At 71.3% G+C, this 20517-nt stretch carries 20 protein-coding genes and 1 riboswitch; of the genes, 10 read left to right on the top strand and 10 right to left on the bottom strand.

The window, feature by feature from the left end; translation table 11 throughout:
* Positions 1-64: 64 nt before the first annotated feature.
* From ACNPQM_RS37090 to thiO, 5 genes are all read right to left on the bottom strand, one after another.
* The gene (locus ACNPQM_RS37090) at positions 65-922 is read right to left on the bottom strand and encodes a deoxyribonuclease IV (protein WP_358858057.1); all 858 of its coding nucleotides are present in this window, start codon (positions 920-922) and stop codon (positions 65-67) included.
* Positions 923-928: 6 nt separating this feature from the next.
* Positions 929-2830 (bottom strand): Stk1 family PASTA domain-containing Ser/Thr kinase, encoded by a 1902-nt coding sequence (pknB, locus tag ACNPQM_RS37085; RefSeq protein WP_418087402.1) that lies wholly within the window; start codon positions 2828-2830, stop codon positions 929-931.
* 124 nt (positions 2831-2954) lie between these two features.
* On the bottom strand, positions 2955-3749 hold the full coding sequence (locus tag ACNPQM_RS37080; RefSeq protein ID WP_418087401.1) for a thiazole synthase: 795 nt from the start codon (positions 3747-3749) through the stop codon (positions 2955-2957).
* Positions 3750-3751: 2 nt separating this feature from the next.
* The gene (thiS, locus tag ACNPQM_RS37075) at positions 3752-3970 is read right to left on the bottom strand and encodes a sulfur carrier protein ThiS (RefSeq protein WP_358858054.1); all 219 of its coding nucleotides are present in this window, start codon (positions 3968-3970) and stop codon (positions 3752-3754) included.
* Positions 3967-5157, bottom strand: a complete 1191-nt coding sequence (gene thiO, locus ACNPQM_RS37070) for a glycine oxidase ThiO (protein ID WP_418087400.1) — start codon at positions 5155-5157, stop codon at positions 3967-3969. The genes thiS and thiO overlap by 4 nt, the downstream gene beginning before the upstream one ends.
* A riboswitch (TPP riboswitch) is annotated at positions 5155-5267 on the bottom strand. (Overlaps the previous gene by 3 nt.)
* 107 nt (positions 5268-5374) lie before the next feature.
* Here thiO and ACNPQM_RS37065 point away from each other — a divergent pair.
* The 7 genes from ACNPQM_RS37065 (at position 5375) to ACNPQM_RS37035 (ending at position 12083) form a co-directional block, all read left to right on the top strand.
* Positions 5375-5716: a hypothetical protein gene (locus tag ACNPQM_RS37065; RefSeq protein WP_358858052.1), complete on the top strand. Its 342-nt coding sequence runs from the start codon at positions 5375-5377 to the stop codon at positions 5714-5716.
* A 28-nt stretch (positions 5717-5744) separates the two neighbouring features.
* A complete protein-coding gene (locus tag ACNPQM_RS37060) occupies positions 5745-6998 on the top strand; it encodes an NAD(P)/FAD-dependent oxidoreductase (protein WP_418087399.1) in 1254 nt (417 codons plus the stop codon).
* A gap of 119 nt (positions 6999-7117) precedes the next feature.
* Complete coding sequence (locus ACNPQM_RS37055; protein WP_418087398.1) at positions 7118-8866, top strand: peptide-N4-asparagine amidase; 1749 nt, start codon at positions 7118-7120, stop codon at positions 8864-8866.
* Positions 8867-8908: 42 nt separating this feature from the next.
* On the top strand, positions 8909-9274 hold the full coding sequence (locus tag ACNPQM_RS37050) for an Rv2175c family DNA-binding protein (RefSeq protein ID WP_345515685.1): 366 nt from the start codon (positions 8909-8911) through the stop codon (positions 9272-9274).
* A 111-nt stretch (positions 9275-9385) separates the two neighbouring features.
* Positions 9386-10039, top strand: coding sequence for a thiamine phosphate synthase (gene thiE / locus ACNPQM_RS37045; protein ID WP_358858049.1), 654 nt, complete (start codon positions 9386-9388; stop codon positions 10037-10039).
* A gap of 155 nt (positions 10040-10194) precedes the next feature.
* The gene (gene metF / locus ACNPQM_RS37040; RefSeq protein ID WP_358858048.1) at positions 10195-11112 is read left to right on the top strand and encodes a methylenetetrahydrofolate reductase [NAD(P)H]; all 918 of its coding nucleotides are present in this window, start codon (positions 10195-10197) and stop codon (positions 11110-11112) included.
* A 50-nt stretch (positions 11113-11162) separates the two neighbouring features.
* Entirely contained in the window at positions 11163-12083 is a 921-nt protein-coding gene (locus tag ACNPQM_RS37035) for a hypothetical protein (RefSeq protein ID WP_418087397.1), read from the top strand.
* Between the two features lie 108 nt (positions 12084-12191).
* Here the strand turns inward: ACNPQM_RS37035 and ACNPQM_RS37030 are convergent, their stop codons facing one another.
* From ACNPQM_RS37030 to ACNPQM_RS37010, 5 genes are all read right to left on the bottom strand, one after another.
* On the bottom strand, positions 12192-13712 hold the full coding sequence (locus ACNPQM_RS37030; protein WP_418087396.1) for a phytoene desaturase family protein: 1521 nt from the start codon (positions 13710-13712) through the stop codon (positions 12192-12194).
* Positions 13713-13743: 31 nt separating this feature from the next.
* Complete coding sequence (locus ACNPQM_RS37025; RefSeq protein WP_418087395.1) at positions 13744-14373, bottom strand: DUF4126 domain-containing protein; 630 nt, start codon at positions 14371-14373, stop codon at positions 13744-13746.
* Positions 14374-14725: 352 nt separating this feature from the next.
* Positions 14726-15337, bottom strand: a complete 612-nt coding sequence (locus tag ACNPQM_RS37020) for a TetR/AcrR family transcriptional regulator (protein WP_358858044.1) — start codon at positions 15335-15337, stop codon at positions 14726-14728.
* Between the two features lie 29 nt (positions 15338-15366).
* On the bottom strand, positions 15367-17454 hold the full coding sequence (locus tag ACNPQM_RS37015; protein WP_418087394.1) for a YhgE/Pip family protein: 2088 nt from the start codon (positions 17452-17454) through the stop codon (positions 15367-15369).
* The gene (locus tag ACNPQM_RS37010) at positions 17426-18226 is read right to left on the bottom strand and encodes an ATP-binding cassette domain-containing protein (protein ID WP_418087393.1); all 801 of its coding nucleotides are present in this window, start codon (positions 18224-18226) and stop codon (positions 17426-17428) included. Before ACNPQM_RS37010 ends, ACNPQM_RS37015 begins: the two co-directional genes overlap by 29 nt.
* A 164-nt stretch (positions 18227-18390) precedes the next feature.
* Between ACNPQM_RS37010 and ACNPQM_RS37005 the strand changes: the two genes are divergently transcribed.
* The 3 genes from ACNPQM_RS37005 to ACNPQM_RS36995 all read left to right on the top strand — a co-directional run bounded on the left by ACNPQM_RS37005 (position 18391) and on the right by ACNPQM_RS36995 (position 20471).
* Positions 18391-18945: an SAV_6107 family HEPN domain-containing protein gene (locus ACNPQM_RS37005; protein WP_418087392.1), complete on the top strand. Its 555-nt coding sequence runs from the start codon at positions 18391-18393 to the stop codon at positions 18943-18945.
* Between the two features lie 102 nt (positions 18946-19047).
* Positions 19048-19806 carry a methyltransferase gene (locus ACNPQM_RS37000; protein WP_358858040.1) on the top strand — a complete coding sequence of 253 codons (759 nt, stop codon included), beginning with the start codon at positions 19048-19050 and terminating at the stop codon, positions 19804-19806.
* Between the two features lie 272 nt (positions 19807-20078).
* Entirely contained in the window at positions 20079-20471 is a 393-nt protein-coding gene (locus ACNPQM_RS36995; RefSeq protein ID WP_358858039.1) for a DUF3040 domain-containing protein, read from the top strand.
* Positions 20472-20517: the final 46 nt, after the last annotated feature.

Below are 20517 nucleotides of genomic sequence, written 5' to 3'. Positions count from 1 at the left end.
GCGGTTCCTGTCGACAACAGGAACCATATACCCCCTAGGGGTATTCCTGTATTGGGTTTCGCGGTCAGCCGCAGTCGCGCAGTCCCTTCAGTCGCGCCACATCCGCCGCATGGCCTTCCTTGCCGCCCGGCGTCTCGATGATCAGCGGTACTCCCGCCGTCGCCGGATGGGCGAACAGCTCCCGGAACGGCTCCTCGCCGATGTGCCCGGCGCCGATGTTTTCGTGCCGGTCCTTGTTGGCTCCCACCACGTCCTTGGAGTCATTGGCGTGTATCAGCTTCAGCCGCCCCTCGCCGACCGTGTCCACCAGCAGGTCGAGCGTCTGCCTCATGCCCGCGGGGCCCGCCAGATCGTGCCCCGCCGCGTAGATGTGGCAGGTGTCGAGACAGATGCCGAGCTTGGGGTGGGCGTCGAGCGCCTCGAAATACGGGCCGAAGTCCCAGGCCCGCGAGCAGAGCGAGAATCCCTGTCCGGCGGTCGACTCCAGCAGCAGATACGGGTCGTCGTCATGGGTCAGTTCGTCGAGGAGCGGCCTCATGTGCGTCCGTACCTGCGCCAGGGCCTCCGCGCGTGGCCGGCCGTTGGTCGCCGAGCCGGTGTGCACCACGACGCCCAGGGCGCCGATCTCACGGGCCCGGCGCAGGGAGTGGCGCAGCGAGTCCACAGACTTCTCCACGGTGGCCTCGGTGTGCGAGCCGAAATTGATCAGGTACGGGGCGTGGACGTAGGCCGGTATCGACTCGGCGGCACACTCGGCGCGGAACTGTTCGTCCTGCGCCGGGTTCCCGGTGGGCGTGGCCCAGCCGCGTGGATTGGCGACGAAGACCTGGACGGCCTCCGCCCCCATCTCGCGGGCGTAGGGCAGGCCGATTTTCGCGAGGCCGCCGGCCACGGGGACATGGCCGCCGACGGGGTTGCGCATATGGATCTAGAGCCCCTTGGTCTTGATGGTGATGGTGCTGCCCTCGGGGGCCTGCTTGCCGCCGGCCACGGACTGACTCGCGATCTTGTCGCTGAAGGAGAGGAACGGGCGGTCGACCTTGACCTCGAAGCCCGCCGCCTTCAGCAGCCTCGTCGCCTCGTCGACGTCCTTGCCGGTGACGTCCGGTACGTCGATCATCCGCGGGCCCTTGGAGACCGTGAGCGTGATGGTGTCGCCCTCGGCGGCCTGGGCACCCTGGCCCGGGGACTGGTGCGCGATGTCGCCCTCGGCCTCGGGAGAGTTGACGCGGCCGGGCAGCACCTTGGCCTTCAGTCCTTCCTCGTCCAGTGCGGCGGTGGCGTCCTGGACCGACAGTCCGGTGACATCGGGGACATCGACCGGGCTGCCCTTGCTGACGACCAGGGCGACCGCGGAGTCGGGGTGGCGCTCGGCGCCCGCTCCGGGATCCGTACGGATCACGTCGCCCCGGTCGAACTCCGTGCTGAACTCCCTGGTGACCATGCCGGGCACCAGCCCACTCTTCTTCAGCGCCTGCCTGGCCTCGGCCAGCGCGGTGCCCTCGACGGCGGGCACCTTCACGATCTCCGGGCCGCGCGACACGGTGATCGTCACCGAGCCGTTGCCCCGGATCCGGGCGCCGGACTTCGGATCGCTGTCGATGACCCTGCCGCGCTCGACGCTGTCGCTGTAGGCCCGCTTGACGCTCTTCAGCTCCAGCCCGGAGTCGGAGAGCCGCTGCCCGGCCTCCTTCTCGGTCTGGCCGAGCAGCGAGGGGACCCGGGTGAACTGTCCCGAGTTGATGTACCAGACACCGGCACCGGCCCCGAGCACCAGCAGCACGGCGATGATCGCGGCAAGCATTCCGCGCCGCGGCCCGCGTCGGGCCTGCTCGGGCGGCAGCGGCGGGGGCATCTCCAGCCGGCTGGTGTGGTGGGCCGTGCCCTGACCGTCCGGGAGTACCCGGGGGATCACACTCGTGCGGTCCTCGGCGCCGTCGTGCACCTCGGCGAGGGACTGCGGCGGTACGGCGTCCAGTTGTTCGTCGGTGAGCGCGGCGCGCGCGGTGCGGGCCTCGGCCAGCAGGGCCACCGCGTCCAACGGGCGGCTCTCGGGGTCACGGGCGGTGGCGCTCGCGACCAGGCGGTCCAGCTCGACCGCGAGCCCGGGGACGACGGCCGAGGGGGCCGGGACGTCCTCGTTGAGGTGCTGGTAGATGACCTGGGCGGGGGAGTCGCCGGTGTGCGGCTTGGCGCCCGTCAGCATCTCGTACAGCACGACACCGCAGGCGTACACATCGGCGCGGGTGTCCGCCGTGCCGTGCTCGATCTGCTCGGGGGCGAGGTAGGAGACGGTGCCCAGGACGGAACCGGTGGTGTTCGTGACCGCGCCCACAGCCCGTACGAGGCCGAAATCCGCGACCTTCACCCGGCCGTCGTCCCCGATCAGGACGTTCTCCGGCTTCATGTCGCGGTGCACGAACCCCGCCCGGTGTGCGGCACCGAGTGCGGCGAGGACCGGCTCCAGGATGTCCAGGGCGGCGCGCGGCTGCAGGGCGCCGCGCTCGCGCAGGACGTCGCGCAGCGTGCAGCCTGCGACGTACTCCATCGCCAGGTAGACGTACGCCCCCTGGGCGCCCTGGTCGAAGACCGCGACCACATTGGGGTGGGCGAGCCTGGCCACCGACTTTGCCTCGCGGATGAAGCGCTCGACGAACGAGGCGTCGGTCGCGAGCGCCGGGTGCATCACCTTGAGGGCGAGTACCCGGTCGAGCCGGGTGTCCATGGCCCGGTAGACCGTGGCCATCCCGCCCACGGCGATGCGGGCATCGACGCGGTAACGGCCGTCGAGGAGCTGCCCGACAAGCGGGTCCTGGAGGGTTTTATCCACGCAGCCGAGTCTACGAGCCACCGCGGACACGACCGACGGGCCGGGGCGATCCCGGGTCCTCACTGCAGCCGAGCCGTGACAGGGACATGCGCTTCAGCAGCGTACGGACCCGGCGGACGCGCGCTCAGAACGCCGGCCGCTCCGGGTCCAGCACCGCCCGCCCCTCCGCTGGTGAGGAGGGCTCGGCGAAGTGGCGACGCGGGATCCGGCCAGCGCGGTACGCCAGCCGTCCGCCGTCCACCGCGTGCCGCATCGCCGCCGCCATCAGCTCGGGCTCCTGCGCCCGGGTCACCGCCGACGCCAGCATCACCGCCGCGCACCCCAGCTCCATCGCGAGGGCCGCGTCCGAGGCGGTCCCGGCGCCCGCGTCGAGAATGACCGGAACCCGGGCCTGCTCGACGATCAGCTGGAAGTTGTGCGGATTGCGGATGCCGAGCCCGGAGCCGATGGGGGAGCCGAGCGGCATGATCGCCGCGCATCCCACGTCCTCCAGTTTCCGGGCGAGCACCGGGTCGTCGCTGGTGTACGGCAGGACGGTGAACCCGTCGTCCACCAGGGTCTCCGCGGAGTCCAGCAGCTCGATCGGGTCGGGCAGCAGAGTCCGCTCGTCGGCCACGACCTCCAGCTTGATCCAGTCGGTGCCCAGTGCCTCGCGGGCCAGCCGGGCGGTCAGCACGGCCTCGCCCGCGGTGAAGCAGCCCGCCGTGTTCGGCAGGACGCGGATCGAGAGGCGTTCGAGGACGGAGAGGATCGAGCCCTGCACGGTCGGGTCGAGGCGGCGCATCGCGACGGTGGTCAGCTCGGTGCCGGACGCCGTCAGGGAGCGTTCGAGCACGTCGAGACTGGGCGCCCCGCCTGTTCCCATGATCAGCCGGGAGCCGAACGTGGTGCCGCCGAGGGTGAAGAGATCGTCGGACACGGTCAGCCTCCCTGGACCGCGGTGAGGACCTCGACGCGGTCGCCGTCGGCGAGGGTGGCGGCGGACCAGCGGCTGCGCGGGACGACGGTCTCGTTGAGGGCCGCGGCGACCCCGGAGGGCGCCGCGGTGAGAGTCGCCACAAGGGTCTCCAGGGTGGTGCCCGCGGCGATCGAACGGGGATCGCCGTTCACGGAGACGGTGAGCGGAAGGGAGTCGGTCATGCGGGCTGCTCCTGACGTACGGCGGCGGGTGCGAATCGTCCGGCGGTGAAGGGGCGGGCCACGGCGGGCAGCTCGCCGGTGGTCAGCAGCTCGGCCATCGCGTCACCCGTGACGGGGGTGAGCAGTACGCCGTTGCGGTGATGGCCGGTGGCGAGGTGGAGGCCGGGCAGAGCGGTGGGGCCGAGCAGCGGGGCGTTGTCGGGGGAGGCGGGGCGAAGGCCGGCCCGGGTCTCGGCGAGCGGTAGTTCGGTGATGCCGGGCACCAGCTCGTGGGCGTCGCGCAACAGCTCGTACACCCCGCCCGCCGTGACGGTGGTGTCCCAGCCCATCTCCTCGCTGGTCGCGCCGACGACGAGCTCGCCGTTCTCGCGCGGGACGAGATAGACATGGCCGCCCCGGACCACGGCCCGCACGGTGCGGGTGAGGAACGGTGCGTAAGCGGCGGGCACGGTCAGCCGGAGCACCTGTCCCTTCACAGGCCGCACCGGGGGAACGACCTCGTCCGGCAGCCCGGCGAGCCGCCCGCTGAGGCTGCCCGAGGCGAGTACGACCTGGTCGGCGGCCAGCTCCGTACCGGCTGCGAGGAGGGCTCCGGTGGCCCGGTCCCGTGCCACCCCGAGGCGTTCCGCCCAGTCGCGGTGGAAGACCACCCCAGCCCGTTCGCAGGCCGTCAGCAGAGCGGCGGCCAGCCGGCGGGGATCGACCTGGTGGTCGCCGTCGACCCGCAGACCGCCGCGCACGCCCGGCGCCAGCATGGGCTCCAGCCGACGGCACTCACGGCCGGTGAGCCATTCAGACTCCAGCCCCGAACGCTGCTGCAGCGCGTGCAGCTCCCGCAGATGGGCGCGGTCGTCGGAGTCCAGGGCGACCGCCAGGGTGCCGCAGGCGCGGAAGCCGATGTCCTGGCCGCTCGCCGCCTCCAGTTCGGCCGCGAAGGCCGGGTAGCGCGCGGCGGACGCGGTAGTGAGGCCGAGCAGCATCTGCTCGCCGTAGTGGAGTTCGGTGACGGCGGCGAGCATCCCGGCCGCGACCTGGGCGGCCCCGCCGCCCGGTTCGGGGTCGACGACCGCGGTGCGCAGACCGCGCTGCGCAGACCGCCAGGCGGTCACCAGACCGATGATCCCGCCTCCGATGACGAGGACGTCGGACCCTTGTGCGGATACGGATGTGTTCCCGGAAGAACGCATGGGCGTCCAGCCCCTCCCTTCGCCGGCATGACCCGGATCAGGTTCGTACGGTCGGAGGCCGCCCAGCCTCCCTCTCAGCCCGGTGCGTCCGGGCTCCCGCGAGTGCCTTACGGTGGCCACCCTAGTGCCCCTCCCGGCAGGCTTTGCCCCGTCGCGCAAACATGGCCGGTCACGGCACTGGACCCCGTCCCCCGGACCTTGTAAGGGAGCAGCCACCGTGGCCCGTTCGCTCGACGGACTCGTCCTCTCGCCGGTCGCCGACCAGGCGCCGGGCCAGGTGGGCACCCGTACCCGCTTCACGTACCACGAGGAGGGCGGCCGGATCTGGGCCGAGTACGCGGGCGGCGACGTGGTCCGGGGCCATCTCGTCGGCACCAGGACCGCCGATCGGCTCGACTTCCGGTACGTCCAGTTGAAGCAGGACGGAACGACATCCTCCGGACACTGCCTCTCCACCGTCGTCGACCTCGCCGACGGCCGCGTGCGGCTGGAGGAGCGGTGGGAGTGGGAGTCGCAGGAGGGCAGCGGGACGAGCGTGGTCGAGGAGCTGTCTGGCTGACGGATCGTCAGGTGTTTAAGGTGGACAGGTGAGCGAGCAGCAGACTGAGCAGCCGGACCGGCGGACCGAGCGCCGCATCGTCATCGTCGGTGCGGGCATGGCCGGTGTGCAGACCGCGGTGGCCCTGCGGGAACAGGGCTTCACCGGCCCGGTCACCCTGATCGGCGCCGAACCGCACCAGCCCTACGACCGGCCGCCGCTGTCCAAGGCGGTGCTGCTCGGCGAGGCCGAGGGCTCCGCCTTCGACATCGACTTCGAGGCGCTCGACATCGAGCTGCAACTGGGCCGCGACGTGACCGGCCTCCGGTCCGAGGCGCACGAACTGGACACCCCGACGGGCCCCGTCCCGTACGACGTCCTGGTCATCGCCACCGGCGCCGAACCGGTCGAGCTGCCGGGCTCCGAGGGTGTGCGCGGCGTCCATCTGCTGCGCACCCTCGACGACGCCGCACGGCTGCGGCCGGTCCTCGGTGAGCAGCACACCGTCGTGGTCGTCGGCGCCGGATGGATCGGCGCCGAGTTCGCCACCGCGGCCCGCGCCGCGGGCTGCGAGGTCACCGTCGTCGAGGCCGCCGACCGGCCGCTCGCGGGCGTCCTGCCCGCCGAGGTCGTCGCTCCGATGGCCCGCTGGTACGGGGAGAGCGGCGCGGAACTCCTCACCGGTGTCCCGGTGGCCCGCATCGAGCCCGGCCGGGTGGTCCTCGCCGACGGCCGCGCACTCGCGGCCGGAGCGGTGGTCGTCGGGATCGGCGCCCGGCCTGCCACCGCCTGGCTGGCAGGCTCCGGCATCGCGCTCGGACCGGACGGATCGGTGACCGCCGACGAAGCGCTGCGAACCTCGCTGCCCGATGTGTACGCCGTCGGGGACTGCGCCTCCTTCCCCTCCGCGCGATACGGCACGCGCCTCCTCGTCCACCACTGGGACAACGCCGTCCAGGGGCCGCGGACTGCCGCCGCCAACATCATCGGCGCCGGCTTCGACGGGGCGCCGCAGCCGCTCACGTACGACCCCGTGCCGTACTTCTGGTCCGAGCAGTTCGACCGGTTCGTGCAGTACGCGGGCCATCATGGGGGCGCCGACACTCTGCTGTGGCGCGGCGACCCGGACGGTCCCGCCTGGTCGGTGCTCTGGCTGCGGGACGGCGTGCTGGTCGCCGTCCTCGCCGTCGGCCGGCCGCGCGACCTGGCCCAGGGGCGCAAGCTCATCGAGGCGGGGGCGCGGCTCGATGAGGTGCGGGCGGCCGACCCCTCCGTGCCGCTGAAATCGACGGTGCGTCAGTAACGGCCTCCCCCTGAAGGGGCCGGTGGCTAATATCCGCTATGCGGACAGCTCTTGGCTGCGCGTCAAAATTGGTGCACTGTACAGCTTTTGGATCACCGACCCCGTTCCGAAGGATGTGCATGTCCCCCTACCGATGGGTCCGCGCCCTGCGCGGAATATCCGTGGCGGCAGCCTCGATCGCCCTCATCGGCGGTGCGGTTGCCGCCCCGGCGTACGCGGGCACCGCCCCCGTCCCCGGCTCCAACCCGGCCGTCGACTATCAGGACCCGGTCGACGCGCTGCCGCCGGTCTCCCGCCCGGACACCGAGCACTGCGCGGTGACGGCCGTCGAGCACGACTTCGGCTACACACTCGGCGGGCCGCCGTACACCACCACGCTCACCCCGCCCGCCCGGTGCGAGGGCCCCTGGAACAAGGTCGTCCTCGACTGGTCGGGCAGCGTGAAGGGGCGTCAGTACGACCGTCTCGCGGCGGTCTTCGTCGGCGGCGCGGAGGTCTTCCGCACCAGCACGGCCGAGCCCGACGACGACGGCATCAGCTGGCACGTCGCCAAGGACATCACCGAGTTCGCGCCGCTCCTCAAGGACCCGCAGAAACTTCAGCTGGAGCTCGGCAACGTTGTCAACGACACGTACACCGGCGTGTACCACGTGAAGCTGACGATCACGTACTACCGGGCCGACCGGCGCCACCCGGCCGCCACCACGGCCGACCGGATCGTCCCCCTGGGCAACACCGCCTCCACCGCCGCCCCTTGGATGAGCGTCGGCAAGGGCGGCTCCACCAGCACCGACGTCACCTTCCCGCGCAATCTGACCGGCGCGCGCCTGCAGGTCTACGCACGCGGCGGCGGCTGCGACGAGCAGTGGTTCGACGCGGTCCCCAGTGACCTCGCGGCCACCGCCCCCGACTACCTCTGCGGCGGCGGCCCCTACCGCGAGGTGCAGGTCACGGTGGACGGGCGCCCCGCGGGCCTCGCCCAGCCGTATCCGGTCGTCTACTCCGGCGGCATCGTGCCGACCCTGTGGCGGCCGATTCCGGCCATCGACCAGTTCCGGACCGAGGCGTACGACATCGACCTCACCCCCTTCGCGGGCGAACTGGCCGACGGCCGGCCGCACGCCATCGGGATCACTCCGTACGGCGCGGCCGACACCTGGATCGTCGACGGTTCGCTCTTCCTCGACACGGACGCGCACGCGTCACGTACGAGCGGCCAGGTGACCGTCGACACGCTCACCCGCACGCCCGCCGTGACGACCGTTCAGACCCCGCGTGAGGACGGCTCCACCCACGTCTCCGTGTCGACCGGCCGCTCCTGGAAGATCTCGGGCTACGTCCGGACCTCCAAGGGCCGGGTCACCACCACCGTCGAGCAGGAGTTCGCGTACACCAACACGGACACGGTCTCCAGGACCGGGCAGCAGCAGACGATGCACCAGCGCGACCACGGCGCCACCACGGTGACGACCAGGACGGGCGGGCGTACCAGCGCACAGCGGCACGCCTGGTCCTACCCGATCGACGTCGACATGGACATCCCGGTCTACGGCGACTACAACAACTACGACCTGAGGGCCGCCGTCACCCAGCGCCGTGTGCTGATCGACACGTCCCGGACGGGCTCCGCGCGTGTGTGGCGCACGGACGCCGTCACGGACGACACCGTGGACTCGACCGGCAACCTCGTCCGCACGGGCGGCGTGGTCACCGCCGCGGACGGAGCCTCGTCCGAGAAGTACCGGGGCACCACCGACACCGGGGCCTGCTACTCGCGTGTCCTGGAGTCCGCCCACGGCTGGATCACCAGCGACCAGGAGTCCCATTGCCGCGTCGCGGACGTGGTTCGCGAGGCCCTGAAGGGATGAGTCCGGGTATCGGCTGTCAGTGCGGGATGGCAGGCTTGTCCTGTGACCGAGATTGACGCAAAGATCGATGCTCTCGTCCCTGCCTGGCTCCACCTCCCCGACATCGCAGAAATGTTCGATGTCGAGGTGACGCGCGTGCGGCAGCTGGTCAAGGAAGGCCAGCTCATCGCCGTACGACGTGGTGAGAACCGGGCGCTCCAGGTGCCTGCTGCCTTCATCGACGGCAACAAGGTGGTCAAGGGCCTCTCCGGCACCCTGACGCTCCTGAGGGACGACGGCTTCTCCGACGAAGAGATGCTGGAATGGCTCTTCACTCCTGACCCGACCCTGCCGGGTACCCCCGCACAGGCGCTGAGCGAGAATCGCGGCACGGAGGTGAAGCGCCGCGCCCAGGCGCTCGCCGTCTGACCGGGACGACCGTACGCGGGGTACGGGCCGTGCGCCTCTGCGCGGCCCGTACCCCGTGGGGCCGCTCCGCACCACCAGCAGTACCGCTCCGTCCCAAGGGGGAACCGCACCATGCCCACGCCTCGCGCGCTGCTGACCGACGCCCGGCTCTATCTGTGCACGGACGCCCGCAGGCGCGAGGGTGACCTCCCCGAGTTCCTCGACGCCGTGCTCTCCTCCGGCGTCGACATCGTCCAGCTGCGCGACAAGGGCATGGAAGCGGCCGAGGAGCTCGAACACCTCGCTGTCTTCGCCGACGCCTGCAGGCGCCACGGCACGCTCCTCGCGGTGAACGACCGGGCCGATGTCGCCCATGCCATCGGCTCGGAAGTGCTCCACCTCGGCCAGGGGGACCTGCCCGTGCCCGCCGCCCGGGCCATCATCGGCGGGGACGTGGTGATCGGCCGCTCCACACACGCCGAATCCGAGGTCGACGCGGCCCTCGCCGAGCCCGGCGTGGACTACTTCTGCACCGGACCCTGCTGGCCCACCCCGACCAAGCCCGGCCGGCACGCCCCGGGCCTCGACCTCGTGCGGTACGCCGCCTCGCTCGGCCCGACGCGCCCGTGGTTCGCCATCGGCGGGATCGACGCGGACAACCTCGACGAGGTGCTGGACGCGGGGGCGCGCAGGGTCGTGGTCGTACGGGCCATCACCGAGGCCGACGACCCGGCCGCGGCCGCCGCCGGGCTCGCGAAGCGGATCAGAGCACGCACCGACGTCTGACAGGGACGTCAGGAAGGCCGCAGGGCATCCATGTACGGGCAGGTCCGCCCGGAGACTGCGCGAAGAGTGTCCGAGGGCTGGACAAACCACCAGTCAATTCGGGCAATTGCCGCTGGTCTGGTCGAGGCAGCCTCGAGGCCTGGTTAACCTTCAGTATGGCCCTTGGCACTCCTTCTACCCGGACAGATCACGCACCCACTGTGCGTGAGCTTCTCGCGACTGGCGAGACGTCGTATTCGTTCGAGTTCTGGGCACCCAAAACCGAGAAGGGCGAGCGGAATCTCTGGAATGCCCTGCGCCGTGTCGAGGCAGTGGGGCCGAGCTTCGTCTCCGTGACGTACGGCGCCGGCGGTTCCACCCGGGCCGGAACGGTGCGGGCCACTCAGCAGATCGCTGCCGATTCCACGCTCACCCCGGTCGCCCATCTGACCGCCGTCGACCACTCCGTCGCCGAACTCCGCAACATGATCGGACAGTATGCGGATGCCGGAATCAGGAACATCCTCGCCGTGCGCGGCGACCCGCCGGGCGACCCGATGGGCGAGTGGGTCGAGCACCCGCAGGGTGTGCGGTACGCGGCCGATCTCGTCCGGCTCATCAAGGAATCCGGCGATTTCTGTGTCGGCGTCGCCGCATTTCCCGAGATGCATCCGCGCTCGACCGACTGGGACACCGACATCCAGCATTTCGTGGACAAGTGCCGCGCCGGCGCAGACTATGCGATCACGCAGATGTTCTTCAATCCGGACGACTATGTGCGGATGCGTGACCGAGTGGTTGCTGCGGGTTGCGACACGCCGATTATCCCCGAGGTCATGCCGCTCACCAGCGTCAAGCAGCTGGAGCGATTTCCGCAGCTCAGCAACGCGTCGCTGCCGTCGTCGCTGAAAGAACGCATCCTCGCCGTCAAGGACGATCCCGCCGCTGTACGCTCCATTGGGATTGAGTTCGCGACGGAGTTCTGCGCGAGGCTGCGTTCCGAGGGTGTGCCCGGACTGCACTTCATCACGCTCAACAACTCGACGGCGACGCTCGAAATCTACGAGAATCTCGGACTGCACAAGCAGTCGTGACCGGCCGTACCCGCCACGACCCGGGGCGGTGGCCGTAGGAGGGGGCGGGCATGGGCTGGACGGTCCTCTACATCGCGTTCGGCATCGTGGCGTTGTGGCTGCTCGGCGAGGTGCTGCTGCAGTACAAGGCGCGTCTTCGCTGGCGCCTGCTCGCCTTCGGCGGCTTCGCCTGTGTGGTTGTCGGCGTACTGATCCCGTCCGTGTTCGTCATCGCCGTCGGCGCGATCGCGTTCGCCACCGGCCAGACGTACGTCACGCTCTCGTTCCGGCGCGGCTTCTCGACCGGCTGGGCCATAGGGGGCAGCCCGGGCGAGAGCCGTCGCCGCCGGTCGGGGGGCGGCCGGGACGCCCGCCGGGAGCCGACGCTCGAGGTGTCGGATCTGGAGATGGAGTACGACCGCTCGGGCCAGGACGGGGCGAACAGCCCCGCTCCCGCGAGCGAGGCCGCGGTCTACGAGCCGGAGCCGCTGCCCGACGACACCGGGCAGTACGGCATCTACACCGACCCCCAGCCCGCGCAGCAGTCCCAGCAGTCGCAGCCCCAGTACGCCTCCTACGACCCGTACCCGGACTCCTCCGCGTACACCGCGGCCGCGCAGGACTCGTACGCCGGCCAGGACAGCTACGGCGGTCAGGGCGCGTACGCGAGCCAGGACCCCTACGCCCAGCAGTACGACTACGGCACGGGCCGCCAGCAGTACGCCGCGTACTCCGACCCGTACATCGGCACCACCACCGGCTCCCCGCAGTACGGGGCGCAGGACCCGTACGCGGGCCATGACAGCCATGGCGGTCAGCAGCAGTTCACGGCAGACCCCTACGCCCAGGAGTACGCCTCCGAGACACCGCCGGGCGGCGTCTGGGTGCCGCAGCAGCGCGAGGGCGAGCACCACCCGCCGCTGACGCCGGAGCAGCCCGCGCCGTTCCCGAACGGCTACGGCACCGGCTACAACGACCAGTACCGCTACTGACGGGGCGAGCCGCGCCGTCGGGCGACGGCCCGAACCCGACGGCTGCCGGAGGAACGGAGCGGCGACCGGACGTGCCCGGCACCCGCCCCCTCGGGGGCATCGGGCCCCTCACTGAGAGCCGCGGAAGCCGTCCCCCTCCACGATGAGCCCGGCGACGAGCGCCCCCGACATCCCGGCGTGCGCCAGGCCGCCGCCCGGGTGCGACCAGCCGCCCGCGAGGTAGAGCCCGGGCAATCGGGTGCGGTTGCCCGGATGCAGATACGCGCCCCCGGCCCCGGCCAGCGCGGGCGCGGGCACCGAACCGCCCTCGGCACCGGTGTCGGCCGCGCTCTGCGCGGGCGTCCGCACCTCGGCGTGGAGCACCCGCTCCCGTATCCCGGGAACGGCTGCGCCGGCCGCCTCGATCAGCGTGGCGGCGTACCGCTCGCGCAGCGCACCGTCCGTCCAGTCCACCGCGCCCTGCGGGGCGACCGTCGCCGTGAGCGTCACTGCCTCGTGCGCGTCGTCGGGGCGGGTCGTGGGGTCGTCGGGGCGGATCACCGTCACCGTGGGACCTGCGGCGAGCCGGCCGCCGAACACCGCCTCGCGCTCCGCCGCGCCGTCCGCGCCGTGCACCACCGTCCGGTGCACCGCGTCTGCGGGCCGGGCGCCGCGCAGTGACAGCAGGACCTGAAACCGGCCCGGCACCGTCGTCCCGCCGCCCGGTCGTGGCTGAGCCGTCACATCATTGCTCTGCCAGAGCCCCTGACCGGGTATCAGACCCGGGTGCGGCCAGGCCCCCAGTACCACATGGTCGGCCTCCGCGACCGTGCCCGCGGCCAGCTCGACGCCCGCTGCCCGGCCGTCGCTCTCCACGACCCGGGCCACCTCGGCGCCGAAGACGAACTCCACCTTCCGGGCCAGGCACCGCTCGTACACCGCCTGCGCCAGCGCCCGGATTCCGCCCGCCACGTACCAGCTGCCGAACGTCTCCTCCATGTACGGCAGAAGGGCCGCGCTCGCCGGTGCGCGCAGCGGATCGAGGCCGTACGACAACGCGTATGCGTCGAGGAGAGCGGCCAGCCGGGAGTCCGTCAGCTCCCAGGCGCCGACCTCCGCGACCGTGCCCGCCAGACGGGCCGAGCGCAGCAGCCGGCGCTGTCGGAGTGCCGGGTACGGGTCGCGGCCCAGCACCTCCCAGTCGGGGCGCAACGGCTCCTCGAGCAGCGGCCGCCGGGACCGGTCCCAGGCATCGCGGGCCCGGTCCAGGAACTCGCCCCAGCTGCCGCCCGCACCGTCCCCCAGCGCACTGTCCAGGGCGGCGACCACCCCGGCGCGCGAGGCGTTCGGCAGCGAGACTGCCGTGCCGTCGGCGAAGAGATGGCGGCTCGCCGGATCGACCTGCGTCATCGTGACGCACCGCTCCAGCGGCTCCTTGCCGGTCTTCACGAACAGGTCGCGGTAGACGGCCGGCAGATGCAGCAGCGAGGGGCCGGTGTCGAACGCGAAGCCGTCGCGGGCATACCGGCCGACCGAGCCGCCGAAGGTCTCCGACCGCTCGTACACCGTCACCCGGTTGCCTGCCACGGCCAGCCGGGCGGCCGCCGCCATCGCGCCCATCCCGGCGCCGATCACCGCAATACGTGCCATGTCAGTGACCTTAGCGGCCGGTACCGACAGCTCAGCCGGAAGGCCAGTGCGAACGAGCTTCCGTACCCGTCCCGGCCAGGTGTTTCTCCTCCCGCCGCTGCGCTCTGCGGCGCAGGAACCGACGGATGCGGGAGGCCAGGAAGATCAGTACCACCAGGCCGAGGAGGAGCAGGGCGGCGGCGATGACCGCCGCCGCCACCGGATGGAATATCGCGAACGTGATGATCCCGGCGACGCCGAGGTCCTCGGCCGTGCTCACCGCGATATTGCTGAACGGCTCGGGGGAGGTGTTCACCGCCATCCTGGTGCCCGCCTTCACCAGATGGCTCATCAGCGCCGTGGAACCGCCGACGGCCCCGGCCGCGATCTCCGGCAGCGAACCGCTCTCTCCGGCCAGCAGCGCCGCCACGACGGCCCCGGCGACCGGCCTGACGACGGTGTGCACCGAGTCCCAGACCGAGTCCACGTACGGGATCCTGTCCGCGACCGTCTCGCACAGGAAGAGCACGGCGGCCACCACGAGCACATCGGTGCGCTGCAGCGACGACGGCACCTCGTCGCTGACGCCGGTCGCGCCGAAGATGCCGAGCAACAGGACCACCGCATAGGCGTTGATCCCGCTCGCCCAGCCACTTGTGAACACCAGGGGGAGTACGGACACGGACGCGATCGTAACCAGGAGTGTGCCGCGCCGGGTGGGGTCCGGCGCACAGCCCTGAGTATTCGTACCTAGGCGGCGAGATGAGTAGGTACGCGGATGGGCTCCCACCTGCGCAGACGGAAGAGTGGGGAGCACGGAAGGGGCGCAGCGCCGGTACCGCCGGCACGGGGCGGCGGAACGGGTGCCGCACTCCTTCCGGACGGGGGCACGGGGGTGCGCGACGGAGGGCCGCAGACCGCGGGGGAAGGCTCTTCGGCAGTACAGGAAGCGCCGGTCGGGCGAGGCTCGGGGGGATCGAGCCTTGCCCGACCGGCGCTTTTGCGTGTGCGGACGTCGCCCGGGGGAGGGTGCGTCAGTGCCCGCTGACCCGGCCGTGCAGCAGCAGCGACAGCGCCGAGTGCACATCGTCCATGGGCCGTTCCGGCTGGAACGCCTTCCAGTCCAGGGCCGCCACCAGGACCATGCCGACCAGCGCGGCCGCCGTCAGCGGGATGTCGATCTCCTGGCTGAGCTCACCGTTGCCGACGCCCTCGCGCAGCACGTCCTCGACCACGGCGACCGCCTCCTGACGTACCACCAGGAGGGTCGCCTGCCAGGCACGGTTGGTGCGCCACAACTCGGCGACGTACAGCTGGGTGAAGGCCGGATAGCGGTCGATGAAGGTCAGACCGGCCCTGATCATCGCGTCCAGGGCATCGACCCGGGTACCGCCGCGCTCCGCCGTCTCCTCGGCCGCGGACCGCAGCGAAGCGGTCAGCAGCCCGACGCCGTGCCGCAGCAGCTCCTCGAAGAGCTCGGTCTTGCTCTTGAAGTTGTAGTAGACCGTGCCCTTGGCGACTCCGGCGCGCTCCGCGATCTCGTCGACCGTGGTCGCCGAGAAGCCCTTCTCGGCGATGAGAGTGACGGCCGCCTCGTAGAGCTTCTGCCGGGTGGCCTGGCGGCGCGTGCTGCTACTGCTGTCCATGGGCTCGATTCTCACAGGTCCGGGCGCGCTCACAGGCTCAGCTCCGGATGCAGCCGGTCCAGCGTCCACACCTGCTTGCGCCGGGCGGATACCGCGGTCAGGGCCAGCGCCCCCGCAGTGAACGCCAGCAGCACGACGCAGTCCTGCCAGACCGGGCCCAGCCCGCCGCCCGTGATCAGCCGGCGCAGGCTCTCGACGATGTAACTCATCGGCAGGTACGGGTGGATCGCACCGAAGAAGCCGGGGCTGGTCTGGACGGGGTACGTGCCCCCGGCCGAGGTCAGCTGCAGCATCAGCACCGCGAGCACGAGGATCCGTCCCGCCGCGCCGAACCGGGCGTTCAGCCACTGCACGATCGCACCGAAGCAGCAGGTCACGAGGGCGAGGAAGCCGATCGTCCCGGCGGGATGGGCCATCTGCAGCCCCAGCCCCCAGTGCAGTACGGACATCAGGGCGGCCACCTGCAGCAGACCGATCGCGGCCACCGGCAGCCACCCGGCGAAGGCAATGCGCCAGGCGGAGGCCCCCGCGGCGAGCGCCCGCCGGTTGAGCGGCTGGATCAGCATGTACGCCACCATCGCGCCGACCCAGAGGGAGAGCGGTATGAAGTAGGGCGCGAATCCGGTGCCGTAGTTGGCCGCCCGGTGCATTGACTGGGAGGCGAGCTTGACCGGATCGGCCATGACGTCGGTGCGCCGGTCGCGGTCCTGCTTGTCGTAGTCCGGGATCTTGCCGACCCCGTCGTTCAGCCCCTGGGCGAGTGTGGCGGAACCGTCGCTCAGCCGGATCAGCCCACCGTCCAGGTCGGTTGCGCCCGTCTTCAGCCTGCCGACGGCGGTGTTCAGATCGGCGGACCCGGTCTTGGCCGTGGCGAGACCCGTGTGCAGTTCGTCCGCGCCGCTGGCGACCTTGTGGGCGCCGGTGTTGAGCGCGTTGATCTTCGCGACGGCGGACTTCAGGTCCTCGTCCAGGTGCGGGGAGCGCTCGGCGAGGGCGTCGGCCTGCTTCTGCAGAGTGGTGAGCTGCCCGCGCAGCTTCTTCAGGTCTCCGGTCTGGTCCTTCACCAGGACATTCACATCGTCGGCGACTTTCGCGACATCGGCGGCCGCGGTCGTGGCGCGCTTCAGCGGGGGACAGGCGGTGGGGTCGGGGGGCAGCTGCTCCGTGCAGCGGGTGCGGTAGACGTCGGCCAGATCGTCGGAGGCCTTGTGGGCGGCGGTCGCCGCGGTGGGCGCCGCCTTCACCAGCACGTCGAGGTTGTCCCGTACGGTCTGCGAGGAATCGGCGATCAGCCGGGCGGTGTCACCGATCGACTTGCCGTTGTCCTTCAGGAACGGGCGGACGTCGGCAGCCACGCCGTTGACCTTGTCGGCGAGGAGCTGGGTGCCCTCGGCGACCTGCCGGGAGCCGGTTTCGAGGTCTCCGGCGCCCTTGTTCAGCTTGACGATCCCGCTCTCCAGGCGCCCGCTGCCCGCCTTGGCGCCCTTCAGCCCCTCCGCGAGGTCCTTCGAGCCCTTCTTGGCCTTGCTGATCCCGCCCTTGAGATCGTCGGCGCCCTTGGCCGCCTCGGCCGTCGCGTCGTGGAGGTCGGAGAAGGAGATGAAGATCTGGTCCAGGAATTCACGCGAGGCGTTGGTCGAGGCGGCGGTGCGGACCTCGGAGAAAACCGTCCGGGAGATCTGCCCGACGATGTAGTTGTTGGCGTCGTTGGTCCGGACCTGGAGAGCGCCGGTCTCGGGGGAGTCACCCGAACTGGATGCGATCCGCTTGCTGAAATCCGACGGCATGGTCAGCGAGAGGTAATACGTACCGTCCTCGACGCCCCGGCCGGCCTCGGCGGAGCTCACCTCGTGCCACTCGAAGACCTTGGAGTCGAGCAGCTCGGCGGTGATCTGGTCACCCGCCTCGATGCGCTTGCCGCCCGCGGTGGCGCCCTTGTCGTTGTTGACCAGAGCGACGGGGATCTTGTCGAGGCGGCTGTACGGGTCCCAGAAGGACCACAGATACAGGGCGCCATAGAGCAGGGGCAGCAGCACGAGCGCGACGAGTGCGGCGCGGGGCAGCTTTCCCCTGCCGAAACGCTTCAGTTCAAGCGCGGCAAGTCTCGGCGATCGCATGGGCCGTCCCTTCCTCGGTCGCCGTCGCCGCAGGGGCGTCGGTGGTCTCTGCGGTGTCGGTGGTGTCCGTGGCCCCGGCGCGGTCCGTACGCACGGTGATCGCGCCCTCGGGAGCCTGGCTGCAGACGGCGATCACGGTCGTTCCGCCGGCGGCGACGGAGCGCAGCATCTTCCAGGCCTCGGCGCGTTCGGTGTCGGAGAGCTTGAGGTCGGTGTCGTCCACGGCGAGCAGCCGCGGGTGGCCGATCAGTGCGAGGGCGACGGACAGCCGCAGCGCCTCCAGCCGCTCCAGATCACGTACGGAGGTCCGCTCGGCCTTGGGCAGCGTTGTGGGGTCGAGTCCGGCGGCGTCCAGCGCGGCGTCGATCCGGGCCCGGGCCGTGGCGGCGCGCTCGGCGCGCGGGCGGAGCAGGGCACGCAGCGAGCCGTCGAAGCGGCGCTGCAGAAGGGCCCGCTCGCGCAGGTGCTCGGAGACGGTGAGGGCCTGGTCGAGCTCGCTGACCCCGGGGACCGGGCCGAGGGCGCTGATCCTGCGTACGGCGGCCATCTGGCGCGGCAGGCGCAGACCGCCGATCTCTGCACGGCCCTCGGAGGGGCGCATCCGGCCGGTGAGGGCGAGCAGCAGACAGGTGCGGCCGGAGCCGGACGGGCCCTCGATCGCGACCAGTGCGCCGGGCCCGGCGTCGATCCGCACGCTTCGGAAGACCCAGCCGCGCGGCCCCTTGAGCCCGAAGTCCTCGGCGGTGACAGCTGCCCCGTGCGGGCTGTCCACAGACTCTCCTTTTTTAGACTGACTGGTCAGTACAAAAAATAGCCCGAACTTGCGATCGAGGCAAAAGTGCAGGTCAGGGGTCGAACGGGGTCGATTGTCAGTGGCGACCCCCACGATGGATACACACGGCCACGGAGCCGTCACACGACGACAGGAGGTTCGTCATGGCCAACTCGTCCGCAGCAGCCGCCTCTCGGCGCCGCGCAGGCGGCCCTGCCCCCTCACCGACCGGCCCCTCCCCGTCCTCCGCATCGAGCGGTCCGGCGAACGACGTCCACCCCGTGCTGCGTCGCGCCACGGCGCCGCCCGCAGCCCTCGATCTGCTCACCCAGGCCCGCATCGGCCTCGACGAGGCCGCCGTGCTCACCGTGCCGAACGAGCGCTATGCCACCGCTCACCTCGCGGCCCTGCGCACTGCTGCCGCCGTGCTCGCCGCACGGGGACGGCCCGAGACCACCAGGCGACGGCGGGAAAGGATCCGCAGCGCCTGGGAGGTCCTCCCGGAGATCGCCCCGGAGCTCACCGAATGGAGCGCCCTGTTCGCCTCCGGGGCTCGCCGCCGGGCCCGCGCGGAAGCGGGCATACCGGGGGCGGCTAGCAGCCGTGACGCCGACGATCTGCTGCGCGACGCGGCCATGTTCCTGCGCCTCGTCGAGCGGCTGCTGGTGCTGCAGCCGACACTCCCACAGCCCCGGAAGGAGCGGTCCGACGCGGGATGACAGCGGCGGTGGCCCGAGGCAATAGGGTGGACAGCACCTGCATCACCTGCACTGTTCACGCTCCGCCGTCAGCGGCGGCATCGTGCCGAGGAGTCATCTGCCGTGTCGGACCAGCTGCGCCCCCGCGCCTCCCTCCGTACCGCCGTGGTCTGGGAGGTCCTGAAGGACGCCCTCGACCGCCAGGTCAAGGCGACCGGCCGGGACGCCCTGGACGTCCTGGACACCGGCGGCGGCACCGGCAACTTCGCCGTGCCGGTCGCCCGGCTCGGCCACAAGGTCACCGTCGTCGACCCCAGCCCCAACGCGCTCTTCGCGCTGGAGCGCCGCGCCGCCGAGGCCGGGGTCGCCGACCGTGTCCGCGGCGTCCAGGGCGACATCCTCGGCCTGTTCGAGGTGGTCGAGCGCGGTGGGTACGACGCGGTGTTCTGCCACGGAGTCCTGGAGTACGTCGACGACCCCGCCGAGGGCGTACGGAACGCGGTGGACGCGCTTCGCCCGTCCGGTGCACTCAGCCTGCTCGCCGCCGGACTCGGCGGCGCCGTCCTGGCCCGGGCGCTCGCCGGGCACTTCACCGAGGCCCGGCGGGCGCTCACCGACCCGGCGGGCCGCTGGGGCGAGGGCGACCCGGTGCCCCGGCGGTACACCGCGGAGCAGCTCACCGAACTGGTCTCCGCAACGGGCGTCGAGGTCGGCGCGGTCCACGGTGTACGGGTCTTCGCCGACCTCGTACCGGGCGTCCTGGTGGACACCGAACCCGGTGCGATGGATGCACTGCTCAAGCTGGAGAGCGCCGTCGCGGAACTGCCGGCCTTCCAGTCGGTCGCGACCCAGCTGCACGTTCTGGGCATCAAGGGCGCCTGAGGGGCGGTCGCAGCGCGGCTGATCAGCAACGCAGCCGCAGACGGAGTACGCCCCAGGACGCCCGATCGGGGGCCGCGCCACGTATGATCGGGGGACACCATCCGGCATGACGGATCGGAGGTTGGGGAATCTACGCCTCAGCAGCTGAGCCGTCGTGGCGGCCCGGACTGGTTGATTGGCGATGCGGGCGGGTTTCACGGGGGTGATTCCCTGCCTATCCTGGAAGGGCCGCATACCGGCCGCCCCCCGCGGCCGACGACGAGGAGGACTCCGTGCCGCTCTCGGAGCACGAGCAGCGAATGCTCGAGCAGATGGAGCGAGCGCTGTACGCCGAAGATCCCAAGTTCGCGACAGCGCTCGAGGGAAGCGGGCTGCGTACATACACCCGACGACGGGTGTACCAGGCGGTCGCAGGCTTCCTGGTGGGTATCGCGCTCCTCATGGCCGGAATGGTCGCCCAGCAGATCTGGATCAGCGTGGTGGGATTCCTCGTCATGCTGGGCTGCGCGGTCCTTGCGGTCACTGGGTGGCGCAAGGCGCCCAAGCCCGGCGAGCAGCAGGCAGCCGGCGGCGGGAGCGAGCGCCGACAGCCCAAGCAACGCCGATCGGTGATGAACCGGATCGAGCAGCGGTGGCAGCGACGCCGCGACGAGCAGGGCCAGTAACGCTTCGGAACACCGATGGGTGAGGGGGCGGCCGCAGAGATGCGGC

This window comes from Streptomyces sp. NPDC056231 (genome assembly GCF_048270745.1).
GTDB lineage: Bacteria > Actinomycetota > Actinomycetes > Streptomycetales > Streptomycetaceae > Streptomyces.
The sequence above is the reverse complement of the archived record's forward strand: the minus strand, read 5'-3'. Positions and strand labels throughout refer to the sequence as shown.